The sequence below is a fragment of the Streptomyces sp. NPDC001709 genome (genome assembly GCF_053596375.1).
This window is the reverse complement of sequence record NZ_JBSFGB010000002.1, coordinates 404,958-425,141: the sequence shown is the minus strand read 5'-3', so window position 1 is coordinate 425,141 and position 20,184 is coordinate 404,958. Positions and strand designations below refer to the sequence as shown.

General features: G+C 72.1%; 20 protein-coding genes and 1 pseudogene. 15 read left to right on the top strand and 6 right to left on the bottom strand.

From position 1 onward, the window contains the following. Positions 1-85: 85 nt before the first annotated feature. From ACWC0C_RS04775 to ACWC0C_RS04765, 3 genes and pseudogenes are all read right to left on the bottom strand, one after another. The gene (locus tag ACWC0C_RS04775) at positions 86-1,660 is read right to left on the bottom strand and encodes a carboxylesterase/lipase family protein (protein ID WP_450861595.1); all 1,575 of its coding nucleotides are present in this window, start codon (positions 1,658-1,660) and stop codon (positions 86-88) included. Between the two features lie 132 nt (positions 1,661-1,792). Next, positions 1,793-1,939 carry a hypothetical protein gene (locus tag ACWC0C_RS04770; RefSeq protein WP_450861593.1) on the bottom strand — a complete coding sequence of 49 codons (147 nt, stop codon included), beginning with the start codon at positions 1,937-1,939 and terminating at the stop codon, positions 1,793-1,795. Beyond that, a pseudogene (locus ACWC0C_RS04765) lies at positions 1,921-2,079 on the bottom strand (alginate lyase family protein); the annotation flags it as partial. The pseudogene ACWC0C_RS04765 and the gene ACWC0C_RS04770, both read right to left, overlap by 19 nt. A gap of 553 nt (positions 2,080-2,632) precedes the next feature. Here ACWC0C_RS04765 and ACWC0C_RS04760 point away from each other — a divergent pair. The 4 genes from ACWC0C_RS04760 to ACWC0C_RS04745 all read left to right on the top strand — a co-directional run bounded on the left by ACWC0C_RS04760 (position 2,633) and on the right by ACWC0C_RS04745 (position 5,366). Continuing rightward, complete coding sequence (locus ACWC0C_RS04760; RefSeq protein ID WP_450861591.1) at positions 2,633-3,649, top strand: hydroxyacid dehydrogenase; 1,017 nt, start codon at positions 2,633-2,635, stop codon at positions 3,647-3,649. Continuing rightward, on the top strand, positions 3,564-4,124 hold the full coding sequence (locus ACWC0C_RS04755; RefSeq protein WP_450861590.1) for a LacI family DNA-binding transcriptional regulator: 561 nt from the start codon (positions 3,564-3,566) through the stop codon (positions 4,122-4,124). The genes ACWC0C_RS04760 and ACWC0C_RS04755 overlap by 86 nt, the downstream gene beginning before the upstream one ends. Before the next feature lie 100 nt (positions 4,125-4,224). After that, entirely contained in the window at positions 4,225-4,857 is a 633-nt protein-coding gene (locus ACWC0C_RS04750; protein WP_450861589.1) for a VOC family protein, read from the top strand. Between the two features lie 107 nt (positions 4,858-4,964). Then, positions 4,965-5,366 (top strand): VOC family protein, encoded by a 402-nt coding sequence (locus ACWC0C_RS04745; RefSeq protein WP_450861587.1) that lies wholly within the window; start codon positions 4,965-4,967, stop codon positions 5,364-5,366. Here ACWC0C_RS04745 and ACWC0C_RS04740 read toward each other — a convergent pair. The 3 genes from ACWC0C_RS04740 to ACWC0C_RS04730 all read right to left on the bottom strand — a co-directional run bounded on the left by ACWC0C_RS04740 (position 5,349) and on the right by ACWC0C_RS04730 (position 8,378). Further along, positions 5,349-6,035: a helix-turn-helix domain-containing protein gene (locus ACWC0C_RS04740; RefSeq protein ID WP_450861585.1), complete on the bottom strand. Its 687-nt coding sequence runs from the start codon at positions 6,033-6,035 to the stop codon at positions 5,349-5,351. The genes ACWC0C_RS04745 and ACWC0C_RS04740 overlap by 18 nt on opposite strands. Before the next feature lie 53 nt (positions 6,036-6,088). Beyond that, positions 6,089-6,994 (bottom strand): VC0807 family protein, encoded by a 906-nt coding sequence (locus ACWC0C_RS04735; protein WP_450861584.1) that lies wholly within the window; start codon positions 6,992-6,994, stop codon positions 6,089-6,091. A gap of 184 nt (positions 6,995-7,178) precedes the next feature. Then, the gene (locus ACWC0C_RS04730; RefSeq protein WP_449194685.1) at positions 7,179-8,378 is read right to left on the bottom strand and encodes a YihY/virulence factor BrkB family protein; all 1,200 of its coding nucleotides are present in this window, start codon (positions 8,376-8,378) and stop codon (positions 7,179-7,181) included. A gap of 131 nt (positions 8,379-8,509) precedes the next feature. Here ACWC0C_RS04730 and ACWC0C_RS04725 point away from each other — a divergent pair, with 131 nt between their 5' ends. From ACWC0C_RS04725 to ACWC0C_RS04675, 11 genes are all read left to right on the top strand, one after another. After that, positions 8,510-10,147, top strand: coding sequence for an acyl-CoA dehydrogenase family protein (locus ACWC0C_RS04725; protein WP_450861582.1), 1,638 nt, complete (start codon positions 8,510-8,512; stop codon positions 10,145-10,147). Between the two features lie 364 nt (positions 10,148-10,511). Beyond that, positions 10,512-11,798 (top strand): GAF domain-containing protein, encoded by a 1,287-nt coding sequence (locus ACWC0C_RS04720; RefSeq protein WP_450861722.1) that lies wholly within the window; start codon positions 10,512-10,514, stop codon positions 11,796-11,798. Positions 11,799-11,976: 178 nt separating this feature from the next. Next, positions 11,977-13,311 carry a hypothetical protein gene (locus ACWC0C_RS04715; RefSeq protein ID WP_449194688.1) on the top strand — a complete coding sequence of 445 codons (1,335 nt, stop codon included), beginning with the start codon at positions 11,977-11,979 and terminating at the stop codon, positions 13,309-13,311. Positions 13,312-13,793: 482 nt separating this feature from the next. After that, positions 13,794-14,369 (top strand): GNAT family N-acetyltransferase, encoded by a 576-nt coding sequence (locus tag ACWC0C_RS04710; protein WP_449194689.1) that lies wholly within the window; start codon positions 13,794-13,796, stop codon positions 14,367-14,369. A 139-nt stretch (positions 14,370-14,508) separates the two neighbouring features. Next, complete coding sequence (locus ACWC0C_RS04705) at positions 14,509-14,592, top strand: putative leader peptide (protein WP_309486338.1); 84 nt, start codon at positions 14,509-14,511, stop codon at positions 14,590-14,592. Between the two features lie 126 nt (positions 14,593-14,718). Further along, entirely contained in the window at positions 14,719-16,416 is a 1,698-nt protein-coding gene (locus ACWC0C_RS04700) for a nitrite/sulfite reductase (RefSeq protein WP_450861580.1), read from the top strand. Beyond that, positions 16,413-16,595, top strand: a complete 183-nt coding sequence (locus ACWC0C_RS04695; protein ID WP_450861578.1) for a hypothetical protein — start codon at positions 16,413-16,415, stop codon at positions 16,593-16,595. The genes ACWC0C_RS04700 and ACWC0C_RS04695 overlap by 4 nt, the downstream gene beginning before the upstream one ends. Next, positions 16,592-17,302: a phosphoadenylyl-sulfate reductase gene (locus ACWC0C_RS04690; RefSeq protein ID WP_450861576.1), complete on the top strand. Its 711-nt coding sequence runs from the start codon at positions 16,592-16,594 to the stop codon at positions 17,300-17,302. Before ACWC0C_RS04695 ends, ACWC0C_RS04690 begins: the two co-directional genes overlap by 4 nt. A 29-nt stretch (positions 17,303-17,331) precedes the next feature. Next, positions 17,332-17,868 (top strand): adenylyl-sulfate kinase, encoded by a 537-nt coding sequence (cysC, locus tag ACWC0C_RS04685; protein ID WP_450861575.1) that lies wholly within the window; start codon positions 17,332-17,334, stop codon positions 17,866-17,868. Continuing rightward, positions 17,865-18,809 carry a sulfate adenylyltransferase subunit CysD gene (gene cysD / locus ACWC0C_RS04680; protein ID WP_450861573.1) on the top strand — a complete coding sequence of 315 codons (945 nt, stop codon included), beginning with the start codon at positions 17,865-17,867 and terminating at the stop codon, positions 18,807-18,809. The genes cysC and cysD overlap by 4 nt, the downstream gene beginning before the upstream one ends. Positions 18,810-18,811: 2 nt before the next feature. Then, complete coding sequence (locus ACWC0C_RS04675; protein WP_450861571.1) at positions 18,812-20,146, top strand: sulfate adenylyltransferase subunit 1; 1,335 nt, start codon at positions 18,812-18,814, stop codon at positions 20,144-20,146. The last annotated feature ends 38 nt before the right edge of the window (positions 20,147-20,184 follow it).

Genomic DNA, 20,184 nt, shown 5'->3' with positions numbered 1-20,184 from the left:
GACGACGAGCAACGGACGACGAACGACGGACGACGGGCGACGGGCGACGGGCGACGGGCGACGGGCGACGGGCGACCGTAGACAATCAGCGGCGCCGGGCCGCCGTCCCCACCGACCGTCGCAATCGCCGCATCGCCGCCGCCAACTCGGCTCCCGGAGCCCGGACTTCCGAGGTGGGATCGGGTTCCGGGACGGTGGGGGCGGTCGACCAGAGGGCGACTTCCGCATCCCGTAGACCGCATACCGTATGCGGCTCACCGTCGTCGAAGATCCGCACCGGATGGGACGCGTCCCAGGCCCGCCAGCCGGGATCCCCGGTCGTCGCGAACCGTACCCAGGCCGCGTGCATCTCCTGTGCCAGCTGCCGCGGAGCGCCCTCACCCGCCAGTTTCTTCGACTCCGGCAGCTCACCGGAGTCGAAGACGAATCCCAGCTCCAGGGCGTGGCAGGCGCCGAGGCCGGGGAGCCGGGACGGCCAGGCGAATTCGTAGAGGTAGGAGGTGCCGGGGCGGGCGTCGGCGAGACGGTGCAGCGGGCGGCGCAGCAGGTGGTCGGTGACCATCTGGCCGACGATCTCGGCGGCGCCGGCGTCGGGGTTCAGGGCGCGGTAGCCGCGGGTCACCTCGTGGCCGGCGCGGCAGCGGGCCATGGCACCGGCGAGGGCGACGGGCCCGAGCCGGTCGACGTGCTCCAGCAGCCCGCCGGGCACGAGCCAGAGCCGGTACTCGTCGCGGGTCCAGCCCATGAGCAGATCGACGTCCGGGGCGGCTTCGCCGTCGATCAGGGCCCGGAGCGGGTCGCGGGGTACGAGGTCGCCGTCCACGACGATGCCGAAGGCGGGGCCGCCCAGGACCGGACTGCTGAGCCGGCCGACCTCGGCCTGGGTGCGCAGCAGCAGCTCGCGGTCGACGGCGGCGAAGGCCTCGGCGGTGGCGGGGATCTTCAGCCGGGTGGCCATGCGGCGCACCATCCGCCGTACCTTGTCCCGTTCGGACGCCTCCGGCGCTCCGCTCTGCAGTACCGCCCGCCGGATCAGGCCGCGGCTGGCGGGGGCGGCGAGCAGGGCGCCGACGCTGATGGCGCCGGCCGACTGGCCGCACAGCGTGATCTGGTCCGGGTCGCCGCCGAAGGCGCCGATCGCTTCGTGCACCCAGTGCAGGGCGGCGAGCTGGTCGCGCAGGCCGGGGTTGGGGGTTGCGTCGGGGAACAGCCCGTAGCCCTCGACGCCGAGGCGGTAGTTGACCGAGACGCAGACGACGCCGTCCCGGGCGAAGGTGGCGCCGTCGTACACGGGCACTGCCGAGGATCCCCTGGTCAGGGCGCCGCCGTGGAGCCAGACCAGGACGGGGAGGTGCGCGCCGGGGTCGGGCTGAGGGGTCCAGACGTTGACGTTGAGGCACTCGTCGCCGGGGATCTCCGGGTCGGACAGATACTGGGCGAACGCTTCGGAGTACGGCGGTTTCGGTGCGGTGGGCCCGAAGGCGCCGGCGTCGCGGACACCGTCCCAGGGATCGGGCGGCTCGGGCGGACGGAACCGCCGGAGGCCGAAGGGTGGGGCGGCGTACGGGATGCCCCGGAACACCGCGACGCCCTGCTCGTACCGGCCGCGTACCGCCCCGTACGGCGTTCTGACCACCGGTTTCGCCTGGTCTGCCGTCATCGCCCACCAGCCCTTCGCCGCACACTCGTGCACCGTGCAACATCAGAGCACCACAGGAGCGTCCGGTATTCCGGCGCACGGGCGCACGGGAGGGCCGTTCGGGCTATCCGGGAACGGAAAGTGGCCGGGTGATCACTTGGCGTACATCAGGGTACCGAAGCCGAGCTGGTCGTAGCCGCCGCTGGTGGAGCCGTAATCGCCTCCGCCGCCCTCGGGGGCGACGACGTCGTGGCACATGGCCGAGATGCACTTGTCGTCCTGATCGAGGCCATGTTGCACAGGTCCCAGTTGGCCCAGTAGTTGGTGATACAGGCGTCGTTGTGGCCGGTGAGGAACTGGTTGTTGAGCGGGTAGAAGACGTCGGCCACCATCTCCTGGAAGGCGGCCAGGTCGAACGCGCCGTAGTCCCGCATGAGTTCGGGACAGGGGCGGGGTCATACGGGGGCTCCTTGCGCACGTGACGAGGGGTACGGGGATGAGCGGTGCCGGGTGACTCGAGTGCGGCGGTGGACGCCCCGGCGACGAAGCCGGGAGGCCCCGCGTGCGAGGTCCCAGCAACCGTTTTCTATCTGCAGTGCAGGGAGCTCCTTCTTGCCAACACCCCGCGTTAAGAGGCACAACGAACCTTCGAAAACCGTGGCGGTGCCGGGCGGTTGGCCGTCCTGACCGTACGCTGCGCTCGATCGCAGAAACCGCTTGTCACGGTCAGCTGCCACTCCACCTCGCCCGAACTCACCCGTTCACGGAGTCCCGAGATGCCAGCCCCGAGGGAAGCGACCCCGGTCCAGGGGATCCGGCGATCGATGCCGAAAGCGGCCGCGGTCAGGGTGGCCACCGTACCGGCACGGGTACTAGCCGCCCCGGCCCGCCGCGATCCGCCTCCCGCCCCTGCCGATTGACCGCCCTTCCCGGCAGACATACGGTAGAAGGCGCTTTCTGAAAACGTTTCTCTTCTCGTTCGTCAGGAGAGCCATGCCCCCCGGCCCCCAGCCGCCGCGGACCGTGTTCGCGATGGATCCGGTACATCTCCCGCTGCTCTTCCCCCCGCCGCTCATGACCCGGCTGAGCCGCACGGCCGACATCGACGCGGCGCTCGTCGTACGGGACTTCGCCGATCCGGCGGTGGCCGACGCCCTGGCCCCGGCCGAGGTGCTGATCACCGGGTGGGGCTGCCCGCGTCTGGACGCCGACGTCCTGGCCGCGGCGCCGAAGCTGCGTGCCGTCCTGCACGCCGCCGGCTCGGTCCGTTCCCTGGTCGGCGAGGCGCTGTGGAAACACGGCGTCACCGTGTCCAGCGCGGTCACCGGAAATGCCCTGCCGGTGGCGGAGTACACGCTCGCGATGATCCTGCTCGCCGGCAAGGACGCCTTCGGTCACCGCGAGCGCTACCGCCGCACCCATGCCCAGCCGACCCACGCCGAGACCGCGACCACCGGCAACCTCGGGCGCCGCGTCGGGGTCGTCGGCGCCTCCCGCGTGGGCCGCCGGCTCATGGAGCTGCTGCGGCCGTTCGACCTCACGGTCCTGCTGTACGACCCCTACGTGAGCGCGGCCGAGGCCGCCGCCCTGGGGGCGGAACTGCTGCCGCTGGAGGAGCTGCTCGGCCGCAGCGACATCGTCACCCTGCACGCCCCCGACATCCCCGAGACTCATCACATGCTCGACCGCGACCGGCTCGCCCTCATCCGGGACGGCGGCGTACTGGTCAACACCGCGCGCGGTGCGCTGGTCGACCACGAGGCACTGACGCGGGAGCTGGTCTCGGGCCGCCTGCGCGCGATCCTCGACGTCACCGAGCCCGAGCCGCTGCCCGCCGGCTCTCCTCTGTACGGGCTGCCCAACGTCTTCCTCACCCCGCACATCGCGGGCTCGCTCGGCAACGAGCTGGAGAGGCTGGGCACCATTGTCGTGGAGGAGCTGGAGCGGCTGGCCGCGGGCCTGCCGCCCCTGCACGAGGTGCGGCACGCGGATCTGGCCCGGGTCGCCTGATGCACGCCGCAGGACCGTTGTCCACAGGCCCACCGGCCTGGCGTACAACTGGTCCGGCACCCGCCTGGAGTCCGGTGTCGACCTGACCGGCCTGGTACTGACCGGCGCCCTCGACGTGGCCACCGCCCGGCTGTGCATGCGTGAGCTGCTGGACCTGTCCGAGCCGCCGACCGCGGTGTTCGTGTGCTCCGACCGGATGGCCCTCGGGGTGTACCAGGCGCTTGCGGAGCGGGAGTTGAGGGTGCCGGACGATGTGAGCGTGGTGGGCTTCGACGATCTGCCCGAGGCCCGCTGGGCCGCCCCGGCGCTGACCACCGTGCGCCAGCCGCTCGGTGAGATGGTGGCGGCCGCGCTCCGGCTGCTGGTGCGGATGATGCACGGTGAACGCCCGGAGGCCACGCGCACCGAGCTGTCGACCCGGCTGGTGCAGCGCGCGAGCACGGCAGCGCCGCCCGAGGAGCGGTCAACTGCGTGACGTGCGGCGCCCGTTCACATGGTCCTCTATGTACGCGACCGCTGCTCACTCCCGCGGCGGAACCGGTTCAGCGCAGAAGCGTCACGTAGCCTCCCCGGGCATGAACGCCATTCCCCCGTTCCTGGACCACCTCGTGCTCGCCACGCCGGACCTGGCGGCGACGCTCGCCGACTTCGCGCGGCGGACCGGGGTGACGCCCGCACCCGGCGGTGTGCATCCCGGCTTCGGCACGCGCAACCATCTGGTGGGGCTGGGCGGCCGGAGCTACCTGGAGATCCTCGGCCCCGACCCCGAGCAGCCCGAGCCCGCCGGGCCACGGCCGTTCGGGCTCGACCGGTTGACCGGGCCGCGCATGCTGACCTGGGCGATCAGCCCGCCCGACCTGGATGCGGCGATCACAGCCGCCCGTGCGCGGGGCTACGACCCCGGGCCCGTGCACCCGATGAGCCGCCGTACCCTGGACGGCACCGTGCTGCGGTGGCGGCTGACCGACGGCGGCCAGGCGCATCCCTCCGGTCTGGTCCCGTTCCTGATCGACTGGGGCGACTCCCGCCACCCGGCGGCCTCGGACCTGCCGGTCACCCCGCTGCTGGAGGTGACCGCCACGGTGCCGGACCCGGAGGAGGTGCGCGGGCCGCTGGCGGCCCTGGGCACCGGTCTGACGCTTGCCTCGGGACCGGTCGCGCTGTCCTTCACCGTGGACACCCCCAACGGACCGGTCACCTTCGGCTGAAGCGTCCGAGGGCACGGGCGGCGCGTCACAAGGGGCTTCACGGGAGGCCGCCCCGGGTGTCCGATTCCTTCAAGACCGGCCGGCGCCCTCCCCCCTACGGTGATCGCATGACTGCACGATTCGCTGTGATCGGCGTGGTGGTATCCGACCTGGCCGCCTCGCTCGCCTTCTACCGTCGCCTCGGGCTGGTCTTCCCTCCGGGGGCCGAGGAACAGCCGCATGTCGAGGCCGAGTTGCCCGGTGGGCTGGTGCTCGCACTGGACACCGAGGCCACCGTCCGTTCCTTCCACTCCGGCTGGCGGCCGCCCGAGGGCGGCGGGCGCGTGGGGCTCGCCTTCCGGTGCGGTTCGCCCGCCGAGGTCGACGCCCTGTACGAGGACCTGGTGTCTGCCGGATACCACGGGGAGCTGAAGCCGTGGGACGCGTTCTGGGGACAGCGGTACGCCACCGTGCACGACCCCGACGGCAACGGCGTCGACCTGTTCGCCCCGCTACCGGCCGCCGAGTAGCCTCCCCAGCGGCACGCCCGTCAACTCCCGTACCTCACGGGCGAGGTGGGGCTGGTCCGCATAGCCGGCGCGGACGGCCGTCTCGGCGAACGACGTCCCGGAGCGGGCCAGCACCAGTGCCCGCTGCAGGCGCAGGATGCGGGCCAGGGTCTTGGGGCCGTAGCCGAACGCGTCCAGGCAGCGGCGGTGCAACGTGCGGGTGCCGATGCCCAGTTCGGCGGCCGTGGCGGACACCGGGCGGCCCTCGTCCAGGCGCTCCACCAGCCGGTGCAGCAGCGGGTCGGGGGCCGTGGTCCGCGTGGCCCGGTCCAGGGCGATGTCCTCCAGTGCCGCCGCCGGGTGGGGCGCCGCCTCGACACGCTCGCGCAGCCAGCGGACCCGGTCGGCGGGCCAGAGGTCGGCCAAGTCGACCCGCAGGTCGCGCAGTTCGTGCGCGGGGACGCCGAGCAGTGCGGGCGCGGTGCCGGGGAAGAAGCGGACGCCTGCCCAGGAGCGCGGCGGGCCCTCGGGGACGTAGGGGCGAGTGTCGGGGCCCGCGACCAGCAGCCGGCCCTCGCTCCACAACAGGTCCATGCAGCCGTCGGGCAGCACGGGCCCGGCACCGGCCCCCTCAGGGGTGTTCGTCCACACGACCGCGCCGGTCAGCCGGGATGCCCGCTCCGCGTACACGGGTGCCAGCCTACGTCGCCGACGGCGCCCGGTGCCCTGTCCGCGCCCCCCACTCAGCTCGGGCGCCGGGCCGGGGGACGCGGGGGCGCCGGGGTGCGTATGCCACCCTTCGCCGGGGCCGGGGCATGCACCTCGTCGGGTGCGGAGGCGCCCGCACGGTCGGGGGCCCGGCTCTCGTCCCGCGGACGGTCGCCGCCTCCGGTGCCGGGGACGTCGCCGCCTCCGGTGTCGGGGGCGCCGAGCAGCGGGTGGCCGTGGCGGGTGCGGAAGCGGCGGGCGTACACAGCCGTGGCGGCGGCCGTCATGGTGAGCAGAAGCAGCGACAGGACGCGGGTGAGCAGCGGCACCGTGTCGGTGGGCAGTGTGGCGGCGGCGAGCGTGCCGAGGCCGCCGTCGAGCAGTTGCTCGGTGCCCCAGCCCAGGGTGAGAACGCGCAGTGCCTGGCGGAACTCGGCGGAGTCCTCCCAGAGCCCGGCCCGGGCCAGGGCCGCGGGCCCCCGGTGCAGTCGCTGCCCCAGCTGGAAGGCCAGCGGCCTGCCGGTGCACCCGGTGCCGAGAACCCAGGCGCCGACCGCCAGGGACAGCGCCGCGTCCTTGAACAGCAGGACGCGAGGGCCGCCGCCGATGAGGGACACCAGCGCGGCGACGGCCAGCAGCACCGTGAAGAACAGGTCCACGCCGTCGATCCGGCGCTGGCGCACCGCACCGGACACCAGCCGCAGGGCAGGAGGCGCGCCGCTGAGCAGCAGCGCCGGGCCCTGTCCGGTGCCGAGGGCGCGGGCCGCATAGTAGACGAGGAGCGGCAGGAGGATGTCGGCGGCGACCGTGAGCAGCGGGCCGTAGGCCGCAGCGCCCCTCCTCGGCGCCGCCGTACCCGACCGCGTCCCCCTGCCCGTCCCCTTGCCCGTCCTCGTCCCCGTCCGCCTTACCCGGCCTGTCGTCTCCGCCGCGTCCGCCACGTCCTCCGCCTCCTTGCCCCTGCCTCCGGCCGGACCGCGCCGGCCCTCGCCGGGTCTGCGCAAGCCCGCGCTGGCCTACGTCAGCCTGCGTCGGCCTGCGAAAAACGCTAGATCCGGGTCGGTACCAGGCGGATCGGAGCACGGGTGGAGAGCCGGGTGGACAGAAGGTGGACGGGGGGATCGATCAGTGGGTGGAGTCCCCGTCCCCGCCCGCCTCGTGGGGATGCCGGCCGCTGCCGCCCTCGTGCGGATGCCTGCCGTTGGCCTTGTGCGTGTGCTGGGCGTGCTTGGCGTGGGTGCGCAGGCGGGCCGTGACGTCCTCCGGGGGCAGGAAGCGGGACCAGCGCTCGGGGAACTCGGAGGGCATGTCGGGGTCGTCGGGGTCCGTCTCGCGGGCCGCCGCGGCCCGGGCGACGTACTCGACGACCTGGGCCTCGCGGATCCGTTCGTTGGCCGCGCGGGCGGCGGCCGTGGCGGCGGCGGGCCAGACCCGGTCGATGGCGGCGTTGACGGCCGCGCCGACGAGGACGGCGAAGGCCGACACTCCGATCCACAGGAGCACGGCGACGGAGGCGGCGAGAGAGCCGTAGATGGTGGCGCCCTCGATGGTGTGCACGAGGTAGATCCGGAGCAGGACGCTGCCGAGGACCCACATGGCCAGGGCGACCAGGGCGCCGGGTACGTCCTCGATCCACGGGGAACGAACGGGCACGGAGACGTGGTAGAGGGTGGTCAGGAAGGCGATCGACAAGACGATGACGACCGGCCAGTACAGGACCTGGACCACCGTCTCCGACCAGGGCACCACCCGGACCACCGCGTCCGGGCCCGCCACCATCAGCGGCAGCGCCACCGAGCCGATCAGCAGCGCCACGATGAACAGCAGGAACGACATCATCCGCGTCTTGACGATGCCCCGCACGCCGTCGAGGCCGTACATCACGGTGATGGTGTCGATGAAGACGTTCACCGCGCGGGAGCCGGACCACAGGGCGAAGAGGAAGCCGATGGAGATGATGTCGGGGCGGCCCTTCATCACGTCGTGCAGGATCGGCTCGGTGATCTCCTTCACGCCCTTGTCGGACAGGACCGTCCGCGAGGCGTCGAGGATGTTGGTCTCCAGGCTGCTGATGGTGTGGGCGCCGGTCCAGGTGTCGACGTAGGCGAGCAGCCCGATGAGGCAGAGCAGCAGGGGGGGCACGGACAGCAGCGTGAAGAACGCCGCCTCGGCCGCCAGGCCCAGGATGCGGTACTCCATGCAGGAGTTGACGGTGTCCTTCAGCAGCAGCCAGGCGGTCCTGCGCTTGGAGACGTTCCGGTAGAGGGCTCTGGCCCGGTGGAGGCGACCGGCGGGCCGCTCGGGGGGTTCACTTGCTGGCTGCACGACCCAAAGGTATCCGCAGCACCGGACCGCCCTCACCTTCCGGGGCGGACGACCTCGTCCGGCGCGCCCGGGGGCGCCGCTGTGCCACTCTGGAGGCCATCATCGCCGCCGTCCCGGGTAGGTTCGCAATCATGGCAGGCACACCCACCCACACCGTGACGAACCAGCCGTCTGAGCTGGTCGGCTACGACCTCTTCACCGCCGACCGGGCCCTCGTGGCGGCCGTCGAACGGCACACCGGCCCGGACGTGCTCGACGAGGTGCGCGCGGAGCTGTCCGCGCTGGGCCGGGCCGCGGGCTCGGCACAGGTGCAGGAGTGGGGGGCGCAGGCCAACGAGCACCCGCCCCGGCTGCGCACGCACGACCGGTACGGCCACCGGATCGACGAGGTCGACTTCCACCCGGCCTGGCACCGGCTGCTCGGCAAGGGCGTCTCGGCGGGCCTGACCAGTGCCTGGAGCCGGCCGTCCGGGCATGTCCGGCGGGCCGCCGGCTTCCTGGTCTGGACCCAGGCCGAGGCGGGCAACTGCTGTCCGCTGTCGATGACCCACGCCGCCGTGCCGGCGCTGCGGACCGACCCCGCGCTGGCCGCCGAGTGGGAGCCGCGGCTGACGTCCATGATCTACGACCGGGCGCTGCGGCCCACGGCGCAGAAGCCCGGCGCGCTCGTCGGTATGGGCATGACCGAGAAGCAGGGCGGCAGCGACGTCCGTGCGAACACCACCGAGGCCCGGCCGCTCGCCGAGGCGGGCGCCTACGCGCTGACCGGGCACAAGTGGTTCTGCTCGGCGCCCATGTCGGACGCGTTCCTCGTGCTGGCCCAGGCGCCGGACGGCCTCACCTGCTTCCTGGTCCCGCGTGTGCTGCCCGACGGCAGCCGCAACGTCTTCCTGATCCAGCGCCTGAAGGACAAGCTGGGCAACCGCTCCAACGCCTCCGCCGAGGTGGAGTTCGCCGGCACCTGGGCGCGCCGGGTCGGCGAGGAGGGGCGCGGGGTGCGGACGATCATCGAGATGGTGGCGGCGACCCGCCTGGACTGCGCGCTGGGCTCGGCGGGGCTGACGCGGCAGGCGGTGGCGCAGGCGATCCACCACTGCGCACACCGGGAGGCGTTCGGCGGGAAGCTGATCGACAAGCCGCTGATGCGCAACGTCCTCGCCGACCTCGCGCTGGAGTCCGAGGCGGCGACCACGCTCGCGCTGCGGCTCGCGGCCGCCTACGACGACGGCGGCGAACAGGAACGCGCCTTCCTGCGGCTGGCGGTGCCGGCCGCCAAGTACTGGATCACCAAGCGCTGTGCGCCCGTCGTGGTGGAGGCCGCGGAGTGCCTGGGCGGAAACGGTTACGTAGAGGAGTCGGGCCTGCCGCGGCTGGTACGGGAGTCGCCGCTGAACTCCATCTGGGAGGGCGCCGGAAACGTCCAGGCGCTGGACGTGCTCCGGGCGCTGCAGCGGGAGCCGGGCGCGCTGGACGCCTGTCTGACCGAGATCGGCCGGGCCCACGGCGCCGACCACCGGCTCGACCGCGCGGTGAAGGACTTCTTCACCGAACTCGCCGACCTGGAGAGCATTGAGGCCCGGGCCCGGCGGGTGGTGGAGCGGCTGGCGCTGGTTCTTCAGGGCTCGCTCTTGGTCCGATACGCCCCGCCGGAGGTGGCAGACGCTTTCTGTGCCTCCCGGCTGGGCGGAGACCACGGAGCAACCTTCGGTACCTTGCCAACGGGCCTGGACCTGGCATCGGTTGTGGACAGAGCACACCCGATGCTTTGAAACGCAGGCCGACCTGACTTACCCAGGGGCGCGGGGAACTGCGCGACCAACCCCAACGGACCCGCAGCCGTCAACGAACCGCCACCACGCACCCCCTGCTGCGAACGCGGCCTAACCCCCGGAGGGAGTGGTGCTGCGCCGACACGGCACCACCCCCACCACGGTCAAGTCTCGGCCACCCTCCGACCGTCCACCAGGGTTGCAAGGGGTTGCAACTTGGTGGCGCACGTGCGCGGAGTGTGTGCCTCCGGCCTGCCCGGAGCGGCAGTATGTGAGGCACAGCCGGGCCGGAAAGCGCCGCCCGGACGGCTTGACAAGTATGTTCGACGCCCTTTCCGGGAGGACCCCCGTGGTGAACCCGCCGATGAACGTGGCGCGCCTGGCCGCCGTGGACGCGGCACAGGCGGCGCGGCTGCTCAGTGAGGTACGCGACGCCACACTTGCCGGTCAGCGTGCGAGGATCACGCCCCGGCCGGTGATCCAGCAGTCCTGGGGACGGATGCTGCGCAGTGGTGTCGATCCCGACCACGATTTCAGATCGGGGCTGCTGTCGTCCGACGAAGTGCGGCGCCGGCGCGAGGAGTCACCGCTGCGGCACGTCCTGCCGGTGCTGCGCGAGGGTCTGCTTTCGGTCGCCGATGTCGCCCAGCACATCATGGTCGTCGCGGACGCCGACGGGCGGGTGCTGTGGCGGGAGGGTGCCCCGCAGGTGCTGCGCAAGGCGGACGGCCTGGGCTTCGAACTCGGCGCGGACTGGCGGGAAGACGTCGTCGGCACCAACGGGGTGGGTACTCCGGCGGTCGTACGGCGGCCGGTACAGGTCTTCGCCGCGGAGCACTTCGTCCGCTCGCACGCCTCCTGGACGTGTACGGGCGCGCCGATCACCGACCCCAGGGACGGCCGGCTGATCGGTGTCGTGGATGTCAGCGGTCCCCTGGAGACCATGCATCCGGCGACGCTCGCCTGGGTGGACTCGGTGGCCAAGCTGGCCGAGGCGCGGTTGCGGGAGCTGCACCGGGATTCGCTGGAGCGGCTGCGGGCGGTGGCCGCGCCGGTGCTGGCGCGGCTGGACGGGCGGGCGCTGGTGGTGGACCGGGACGGCTGGTCGGCGGCGGTGTCCGGGATGCCGTACGTGCGGCGGGTCGCGCTGCCCAAGTCGCTGGTGCCGGGCCGCCGGTGGTTGCCGGCGCTGGGTTCGTGCGCCGTGGAGCCACTGGCGGGGGGCTGGTTGCTGCGGGCGGCGGAGGAACCGCTCGGCACCGCCACGCGGATCGTGCTGGATCTGGCCGGGCGGGGACGCGGTACGCTGACGGTGACCGGTTCGGCGGGTTCCTGGTCCCGTGAACTCAGCCCCCGGCACGCCGAGTTGCTGTATCTGCTCGCCACGCACCGCTCCGGCCGTGGTGCGGCGGCCCTGGCCGATGATCTGTTCGGGGATGCCTCACGCACGGTGACGGTGCGGGCTGAGATGTCGCGGATCCGGCGGTATTTCGGGGAACTTCTCCAGCATCGGCCGTATCGTTTCCGCGAGGACGCGGAGATCGAGGTGCTCCTCCCCGACGACCCTCGTGACCTGCTGCCTTCCTCTACGGCCCCGGCGATCACGCGCAGGCGGACGGCCGCGCAGGGCGGCGGGCTCGCAGATCGGTGAGGGTATCTTCCGCATATTTGCGGGGTCTTCGCCCTGCGCGGGCCGTTACTGCCGTAGCATCCCGTGAGGGCCTCCTCAGCTGCTTCTCGTGTCAACGGACGGATCATCAGACTCAGTTGGCCCGCCACCGGCCGACGCGGCGGCCCGGCGGCGGAGGGGTCCCGGAGGAGGGGACGAGATGAAGCATCGCGGCAGACACCGCCGGCGCAGACGCGGCGCCGCACTGCGCGCGGTCCTGACCGGGACCGCGCTGGCGCTCACCGCGGCCGCCACCCTGATCAGCGTGTCCCAGGCCGATGTCACCGACAGCCCCGGCGCGCTCAGGCCGCTCTCCTCCCCGGCGGACACCGGCCTGCTCGAGCTCCGGGAACAGCTGGTCCCCGCCCGCTCGCTGGACCGGCTGTCCGCGGCGATGGACGGCTCGGTCGGCGTGGACGACGTACTGGCGAGCGCCGACCGCCGGATGCGCGAGTCCGCGGACTGCTCCTCCGGCGACCGCGCGTCCCTGCCCGTCTCCCCGGCCGCCACGCGCGCGTACTGCTGGGACCCGGCCGACTCCGCCGACGGCGCCTGGCGGCCGCAGTCGGTGACCACCTCCGGGGTCGCCGACGACGACGGCGTCTGGGGCACTCACCGGGTGGTCCTGGCCGGCTGGACCCACAGCACCGCCACGGGCCGCGCCGCCGAGCGGGGCCTGGCCAGGGTCGCCTTCGTCAACGCCGACGACCCCGCCCGTCTCGCCTACCGATGGGTGCTGCTGGTGGTGCCGGTCGACGGCGGCCGGGACTACCGTGGCCTGTCCTCCGAGATCTCCGGGATGGTCTGGTACCAGGACAAGCTGCTGGTCACCACCGGGAGCGGCAGCGGCGACGCGCTGTACGTCTACGACCTCGACCGGATCGAGCGCGTCGGTGTCGACGGGCCCGCGATCGGCCGGGTGCCCGGTGGCTGGTCCGCCGACGGCTACCGGTATGTGATGCCCGCGGTCGGCTCGTACCACTTCACCGCGGGCCGCTGCGCCCGCTCCGGCCCGCCGTGTCCCGGCGCGCTCGCCCTCGACCGGGGCACCGCGCCGGACAGCCTGGTCGCCGCGGAGTGGACCGCGCCGGACGGCGACCGGAACGCCCGGCTGTGGCGGTACACGTTCAGTACGGATCCCGGGCGCGGCGGGCTGCTCGCCACGGATGCCGCCGGCCGGGTGAAGGCGGTGGAGGCGTACCGGACCCGGGCGGCCGGGATCCGGGGCGTGCTGTCCTACTGGCAGCCCGGGGCGGAAGCCGCGTCCTGGTATGTGGGACACCTGCCCGGTTCACGGGACGGGCACGGCGGGCTGTGGCGTCAGGACACGGGGGGCGCGAAGACGGCGCACTGCGGCGCGGACGCCTCGCACCGCTGCTGGGCCGAGGCGGCGGGCTCCCTGTCGTACTGGCAGGAGACGGGCGAGGTGTGGTCCCTGTCGGACCGCATGCTGTTCGCAGTCCCCCTGGCAAAACTGGACCACTCCCTGGGCTGACGGGCCCGCCCCGGACCCCCGGCCGTCTCCGGACCCCCGGCCGTCTCCGGACCCCCAGCGGTCTCCGGGCGACCCGGCCGACCCCGGGACGACCCGGACGTCTCCTGGATGACCCGGAGATCTCCGGAAGGCCCCGACCTGCCCCCGCAGACCCTGGCCGTCTCCCGGCGATCCGGCCGACCCCCTCCCACAGGCCCCCGGCCCTCCTCCGCATACCCGGTCGTCTCCCGTATGCCCCGGCCGACCGACTCTGGGACGCCCCAGCCCTCTCACCCGGCCCCGGCCATCACCGGAAAACCCGCCCGTCTCCCGCCTGACCCAGCCGACCCTCGGACACCCCGCCCCGCCCGCCTCCCGCATGACCCGGATCTCCGCCCCAGGATCCGCCGCCCCCGGACAGCCCCGCCCCTCCCCCACCGCCCCCACCGTCCCGTGACCCATTCGATCGACAGACCAGGTGGTGGGATGGTTCCCTGGCCCGCATGAGTAGCGTTCCTGTCACCACCTGGTCTCTGGAGCAGACGTCCCCGGCCGATCTTCTGGCCGCCGGCGCGCCCGAGGGCGACGACGTCCGGATCGTTCGGGCCGAGGTTCCCTCCCCCGAGTTCAGCCGCTTTCTGTATGCCTCGGTCGGCGGTGACATCGGGTGGACCGACCGGCTGGGCTGGGCGTACGACCGGTGGCGGGAGTATCTGGACCGGCCCGGCGTGGAGACCTGGGTGGCCTACGACCGGGGCACGCCGGCCGGCTATGTGGAGCTGGATCCGCAGGACGAGGGCGTGGTGGAGATCGTCTACTTCGGTCTGGTCCCCGCCTTCCGGGGGCGCCGCATCGGCGGGCACCTGCTGTCGTACGGTACGGCCCGCGCATGGGACCTGGCCGAGCGGTGGCCGGGGCGGACGCCGACGAAGCGGGTGTGGCTGCACACCTGCAGCAAGGACGGCGAGTTCGCCATGGACAACTACCAGCGGCGCGGCTTCAAGCTGTTCGACACCAAGGTCGAGCTGGAGCCGGACGTGGCCGCGCCGGGGCCGTGGCCCGGTGCGCACCCCGCCTGATAGCCCCTCTGACCTGGCGGGACAAGCCCTCCCGCGACGCATGTGAGCGACGACACCCTTGTCCCACACTCCGGGACAAGGGTGTCCGCATGTTGGATAAAGCTGGACTGTGTCCAGATCGCCGTGACACGCTTCGGCCATGTCTGGAACTGGAATTGCCTTGGTGAGTCGGCGGCACGTCGACCTCGGCCGCATGTCCAGCGCCATCTGTCCGGCGAGCTGACCGCCCCAGCACCGCCGAGCCCCCCGCACCTGATTCCCCCTGCGCAATGACGCGCACGCGTGCCCGCGTGCGCGCATCTTTGCAGGTCAGAGCCGATTCCCCACCGGTCCCGAAGGACGTAGAACCATGGCCGCCACTCCGCCGAACCCCGCCTCCGCGCCCCGCCGCAAGGTGAGCCGTCACCGTGGTGAGGGTCAGTGGGCCGTGGGTCACTTCACCCCGCTGAACGGCAACGAGCAGTTCAAGAAGGACGACGACGGTCTCAATGTGCGGACACGCATTGAGACGATCTACTCCAAGCGCGGTTTCGACTCGATCGACCCCAACGACCTGCGCGGGCGGATGCGCTGGTGGGGGCTGTACACCCAGCGCAAGCCCGGCATCGACGGCGGCAAGACCGCCGTACTGGAGCCGGAGGAGCTGGACGACAAGTACTTCATGCTGCGCGTCCGTATCGACGGCGGCGCGCTGACCACCCGGCAGCTGCGGGTGATCGGCGAGATCTCCCAGGAGTTCGCGCGCGGCACCGCGGACATCACCGACCGGCAGAACGTCCAGTACCACTGGATCCGGATCGAGGACGTGCCCGAGATCTGGGAGCGGCTGGAGGGCGTGGGCCTGTCCACGGTCACCGCCTGCGGCGACACCCCGCGTGTGATGATCGGCTCCCCGGTGGCGGGCATCGCCGAGGACGAGATCATCGACGCCACGCCGGCGCTGGAGGAGATGAAGCGCCGCGTGCTGAACAACAAGGCGTATTCGAACCTCCCCCGGAAGTTCAAGACGGCCATCTCGGGCTCGCCGCTGCTGGACGTCGTGCACGAGATCAACGACGTGGCGTTCGTCGGCGTCCGGCACCCCGAGCACGGCCCGGGCTTCGACGTGTGGGTGGGCGGCGGCCTGTCCACCAACCCCAAGCTGGGCGTGCGGCTCGGCGCCTGGGTGCCGATCGACGAGGTTCCGGACGTCTACGAGGGCGTCATCTCGATCTTCCGTGACTACGGCTACCGCCGGCTGCGCACCCGGGCCCGGCTGAAGTTCCTCGTCACGGACTGGGGCGCGGAGAAGTTCCGGCAGGTGCTGGAGGACGAGTACCTGGGAGGGCGCAAGCTGATCGACGGGCCCGCCCCCGAGCAGCCCCTCCAGCAGTGGCGCGACCACATCGGTGTGCACCGGCAGAAGGACGGCCGTTTCTACGTCGGTTTCGCCCCGCGGGTCGGCCGCGTCGACGGCGCCACGCTGACGAAGATCGCCGATCTGGCGGAGGCACACGGCTCGGGCCGGGTGCGTACCACCGTCGAGCAGAAGATGATCGTCCTCGATGTCGAGCAGGACAAGGTCGACTCGCTGGTCGAGGGCCTGGAGGCGCTGGACCTCACCGCCCGGCCGTCCTCCTTCCGGCGCGGCACCATGGCCTGCACCGGCATCGAGTTCTGCAAGCTCGCCATCGTCGAGACCAAGCAGCGCGGCTCGCAGCTGATCGACGAACTGGAGCGCCGCCTGCCGGACTTCGACGAGCCGATCACCATCAACCTCAACGGCTGCCCGAACGCCTGCGCCCGCATCCAGGTCGCGGACATAGGTCTCAAGGGCCAGCTGGTGCTCAACGACCGGGGCGAGCAGGTCGAGGGCTACCAGGTGCACCTCGGCGGCGCACTCGGCCTGGAAGCGGGCTTCGGCCGCAAGGTGCGCGGCCTGAAGGTCACCTCCGAGGAACTGCCCGACTACGTCGAGCGGGTCCTGAAGCGGTTCCAGGCCGAACGTGAGGCGGGCGAGCGGTTCGCCACCTGGGCGGCGCGCGCTTCCGAGGAGGCCCTGTCGTGAGCGAGCGGGCCGCGCCTTTCTACTGCCCCTACTGCGGTGACGAGGACCTGCGTCCGCACGAGCAGAGTCACGGCGCCTGGGAATGCGCGGCGTGCAACCGCGCATTCCAGCTGAAGTTCCTCGGGCTGCTCGCCCGGGGACTGCAGCGAGCCGACAACGGAGGGGATGACCGGATATGACGACCGCTCAGCAAGCCCGTACGACCGAGGAGTTGAAGGCGCTCGCCGAGCAGGCGGGCCGTGACCTGGAGGACGCCTCCGCCCTGGAGATCCTCCAGTGGGCGGTCGACACCTTCGGCGCGAAGTTCTGCGTCACGTCCTCGATGGAGGACGCCGTCGTCGCCCATCTCGCCTCGCGTGTACTCAAGGGCGTGGATGTCGTGTTCCTCGACACCGGTTACCACTTCCCGGAGACCATCGGCACCCGCGACGCCGTCGAGGCCGTGATGGACGTCAACGTCATCACCCTGACGCCGAAGCAGACGGTCGCCGAGCAGGACGCGCAGTACGGGCCGAGGCTGCACGACCGCGACCCGGACCTGTGCTGCGCGCTGCGCAAGGTCAAGCCGCTCGAAGAGGGCCTGAAGGGCTACCAGGCGTGGGCGACCGGCCTGCGCCGCGACGAGTCCCCGACCCGGGCGAACACGCCGGTCGTCGGCTGGGACGAGAAGCGGCAGAAGGTCAAGGTCTCCCCGATCGCCCGCTGGACGCAGGACGACGTGGACGCCTATGTCGCCGAACACGGCGTGCTCACCAACCCGTTGCTGATGGACGGTTACGCCTCCATCGGCTGCGCCCCGTGCACCCGCAGGGTCCTGGAGGGCGAGGACGCGCGCGCCGGCCGCTGGGCGGGCCGCGCGAAGACCGAGTGCGGGCTGCACGGATGACGAACCATCAGAATCTTCAGGAGAACCACGTGACCACCGGAGCCACCGTCTGGCTCACGGGTCTGCCGAGCGCCGGCAAGACCACCATCGCGTACGAGCTGGCCGGCCGGCTGCGCGCCGAGGGCCACCGCGTCGAGGTGCTCGACGGCGACGAGATCCGCGAGTTCATCTCGGCGGGCCTCGGCTTTTCCCGCGAGGACCGGCACACCAACGTGCAGCGGATCGGCTTCGTCGCCGAGCTGCTCGCCCGCAACGGCGTCAAGGCGCTGGTGCCGGTGATCGCGCCGTACGCGGACAGCCGGGCGGCGGTCCGGGGGCGGCACGCGACGAACGGGACGTCGTACGTGGAGATCCATGTGGCGACCCCGGTCGAGGTGTGCAGCGTGCGCGATGTGAAGGGGCTGTACGCCAAGCAGGCCGCGGGCGAGCTGACCGGGCTGACCGGCGTCGACGACCCGTACGAGGTGCCGGAGACGCCCGATCTGCGGATCGAGTCGCAGAACCAGACGGTTCAGGAGTCGGCGGCGTCGGTGTACGCCCTGCTGAGTGAGAGGGGACTGGCATGACGACCGTCGCCAAGGCCGCGACCGGCGGCGAGGGTACGGACAGCCCGTACGCCCTGTCGCACCTGGACGCGCTGGAGTCCGAGGCGGTGCACATCTTCCGCGAGGTGGCGGGCGAGTTCGAGAACCCGGTGATCCTGTTCTCCGGTGGCAAGGACTCCATCGTCATGCTGCACCTGGCGCTGAAGGCGTTCGCCCCGGCTGCCGTGCCGTTCTCGCTGCTGCACGTGGACACCGGACACAACTTCCCGGAGGTCCTGGAGTACCGGGACCGCACGGTCGCCCGGCACGGCCTGCGTCTGCATGTGGCCTCCGTCCAGGACTACATCGACCGCGGTGTGCTCAAGGAGCGTGCCGACGGCACCCGCAACCCGCTGCAGACGGTTCCGCTGACCGAGAAGATCCAGAGCGAGAAGTTCGACGCGGTCTTCGGCGGCGGGCGCCGGGACGAGGAGAAGGCCCGCGCCAAGGAGCGGGTGTTCTCCCTGCGGGACGAGTTCTCCCAGTGGGACCCGCGCCGCCAGCGCCCCGAGCTGTGGAACCTGTACAACGGCCGGCACGCCCCCGGCGAGCACGTCCGCGTGTTCCCGCTGTCCAACTGGACCGAGCTGGACGTGTGGCAGTACATCGACCGTGAGGGCATCGAGCTGCCGGAGATCTACTTCGCGCACGAGCGCGAGGTGTTCCAGCGGGGCGGGATGTGGCTGACCGCCGGCGAGTGGGGCGGCCCGAAGGGCGACGAGAGTGTCGAGAAGCGGCTCGTGCGCTACCGCACCGTCGGCGACATGTCCTGCACCGGCGCCGTCGACTCCGACGCGACCACGCTGGACGCCGTGATCGCCGAGATCGCCGCCTCCCGGCTCACCGAGCGGGGCGCGACCCGCGCCGACGACAAGATGTCCGAGGCCGCGATGGAAGACCGCAAGCGCGAGGGGTACTTCTAGCCATGAGCACGATCACGACCGAGGCACTCTCGGCCACCACCCTGCTGCGGTTCGCCACCGCCGGCTCCGTCGACGACGGCAAGTCCACCCTCGTCGGGCGGCTGCTGCACGACTCCAAGTCGGTCCTCGCCGACCAGCTGGAGGCCGTGGAGCGGGCCTCGGCGAGCCGGGGCCAGGACGGCCCGGACCTCGCGCTGCTCACCGACGGCCTGCGCGCCGAGCGGGAGCAGGGCATCACCATCGACGTCGCCTACCGCTACTTCGCCACGCCCCGGCGCCGCTTCATCCTGGCCGACACGCCGGGCCATGTGCAGTACACGCGGAACATGGTCACCGGCGCCTCGACGGCCGAGCTGACGGTGATCCTCGTGGACGCCCGCAACGGCGTGGTCGAGCAGACCCGCCGGCACGCGGCGATCGCGGCCCTGCTGCGGGTCCCGCACGTCGTCCTCGCGGTCAACAAGATGGACCTGGTCGGGTACGAGGAGGCGGTGTTCGCCGCGATCGCCGAGGAGTTCACGGCGTACGCGACCGAGCTGGGCGTGCCCGAGGTCACCGCGATCCCGATTTCGGCACTCGCCGGTGACAACGTGGTGGAGCCGTCCTCGACCATGGACTGGTACGGCGGCCCGACCGTCCTGGAGCACCTGGAGACCGTCCCGGTCAGCCACGACCTGGCGCACTGCCACGCCCGGCTGCCCGTGCAGTACGTGATCCGGCCGCAGACCGCCGAGCACCCGGACTACCGGGGCTACGCGGGTCAGATCGCGGCCGGCACCTTCCGGGTCGGCGATGCCGTCACGGTCCTGCCGTCCGGGCGGACCACGAAGATCGCCGGCATCGACCTGCTGGGCAAGCCGGTCGACGTGGCCTGGACGACGCAGTCGGTGACGGTCCTGCTCGAGGACGACATCGACGTCTCGCGCGGCGATCTGATCGTGCCGACGAAGGACGCGCCGGCCACCACCCAGGACGTGGAGGCGACCGTCTGCCATGTGGCCGACGAGCCGCTGACCGTCGGCCACCGGGTGCTGCTCAAGCACGGCACGCGCACGGTGAAGGCGATCGTGAAGGACATCCCGTCCCGGCTGACGCTGGACGACCTGTCCCTGCACCCGCACCCGGGACTGCTCGTCGCCAACGACATCGGCCGCGTGAAGATCCGTACCGCCGAGCCGCTGCCGGTCGACTCCTACGCCGACTCGCGCCGCACGGGCTCCTTCATCCTGATCGACCCGAGCAACGGCACCACGCTGACCGCCGGCATGGTCGGCGAGTCGTTCGCCTCCCCCGAGCCGGTCAAGGACGCGGCCGACGACGACGGCTGGGACTTCTGATCATGAATCCGACCGACGTCTACTCGACGTTCGCCAAG

What these genes read in the sequence shown, in the direction of transcription:
- ACWC0C_RS04720 (WP_450861722.1), top strand. Translation starts at nt 10,512, where the DNA reads ATGAACGTGGCGCGCCTGGCCGCCGTGGACGCGGCACAGGCGGCGCGG.
- ACWC0C_RS04675 (WP_450861571.1), top strand. Translation starts at nt 18,812, where the DNA reads ATGAGCACGATCACGACCGAGGCACTCTCGGCCACCACCCTGCTGCGG.
- ACWC0C_RS04700 (WP_450861580.1), top strand. Translation starts at nt 14,719, where the DNA reads ATGGCCGCCACTCCGCCGAACCCCGCCTCCGCGCCCCGCCGCAAGGTG.
- ACWC0C_RS04710 (WP_449194689.1), top strand. Translation starts at nt 13,794, where the DNA reads ATGAGTAGCGTTCCTGTCACCACCTGGTCTCTGGAGCAGACGTCCCCG.
- ACWC0C_RS04775 (WP_450861595.1), bottom strand. Translation starts at nt 1,660, where the DNA reads ATGACGGCAGACCAGGCGAAACCGGTGGTCAGAACGCCGTACGGGGCG.
- ACWC0C_RS04760 (WP_450861591.1), top strand. Translation starts at nt 2,633, where the DNA reads ATGCCCCCCGGCCCCCAGCCGCCGCGGACCGTGTTCGCGATGGATCCG.
- cysD (WP_450861573.1), top strand. Translation starts at nt 17,865, where the DNA reads ATGACGACCGTCGCCAAGGCCGCGACCGGCGGCGAGGGTACGGACAGC.
- ACWC0C_RS04705 (WP_309486338.1), top strand. Translation starts at nt 14,509, where the DNA reads ATGTCTGGAACTGGAATTGCCTTGGTGAGTCGGCGGCACGTCGACCTC.
- ACWC0C_RS04750 (WP_450861589.1), top strand. Translation starts at nt 4,225, where the DNA reads ATGAACGCCATTCCCCCGTTCCTGGACCACCTCGTGCTCGCCACGCCG.
- ACWC0C_RS04715 (WP_449194688.1), top strand. Translation starts at nt 11,977, where the DNA reads ATGAAGCATCGCGGCAGACACCGCCGGCGCAGACGCGGCGCCGCACTG.
- ACWC0C_RS04690 (WP_450861576.1), top strand. Translation starts at nt 16,592, where the DNA reads ATGACGACCGCTCAGCAAGCCCGTACGACCGAGGAGTTGAAGGCGCTC.
- ACWC0C_RS04745 (WP_450861587.1), top strand. Translation starts at nt 4,965, where the DNA reads ATGACTGCACGATTCGCTGTGATCGGCGTGGTGGTATCCGACCTGGCC.
- ACWC0C_RS04725 (WP_450861582.1), top strand. Translation starts at nt 8,510, where the DNA reads ATGGCAGGCACACCCACCCACACCGTGACGAACCAGCCGTCTGAGCTG.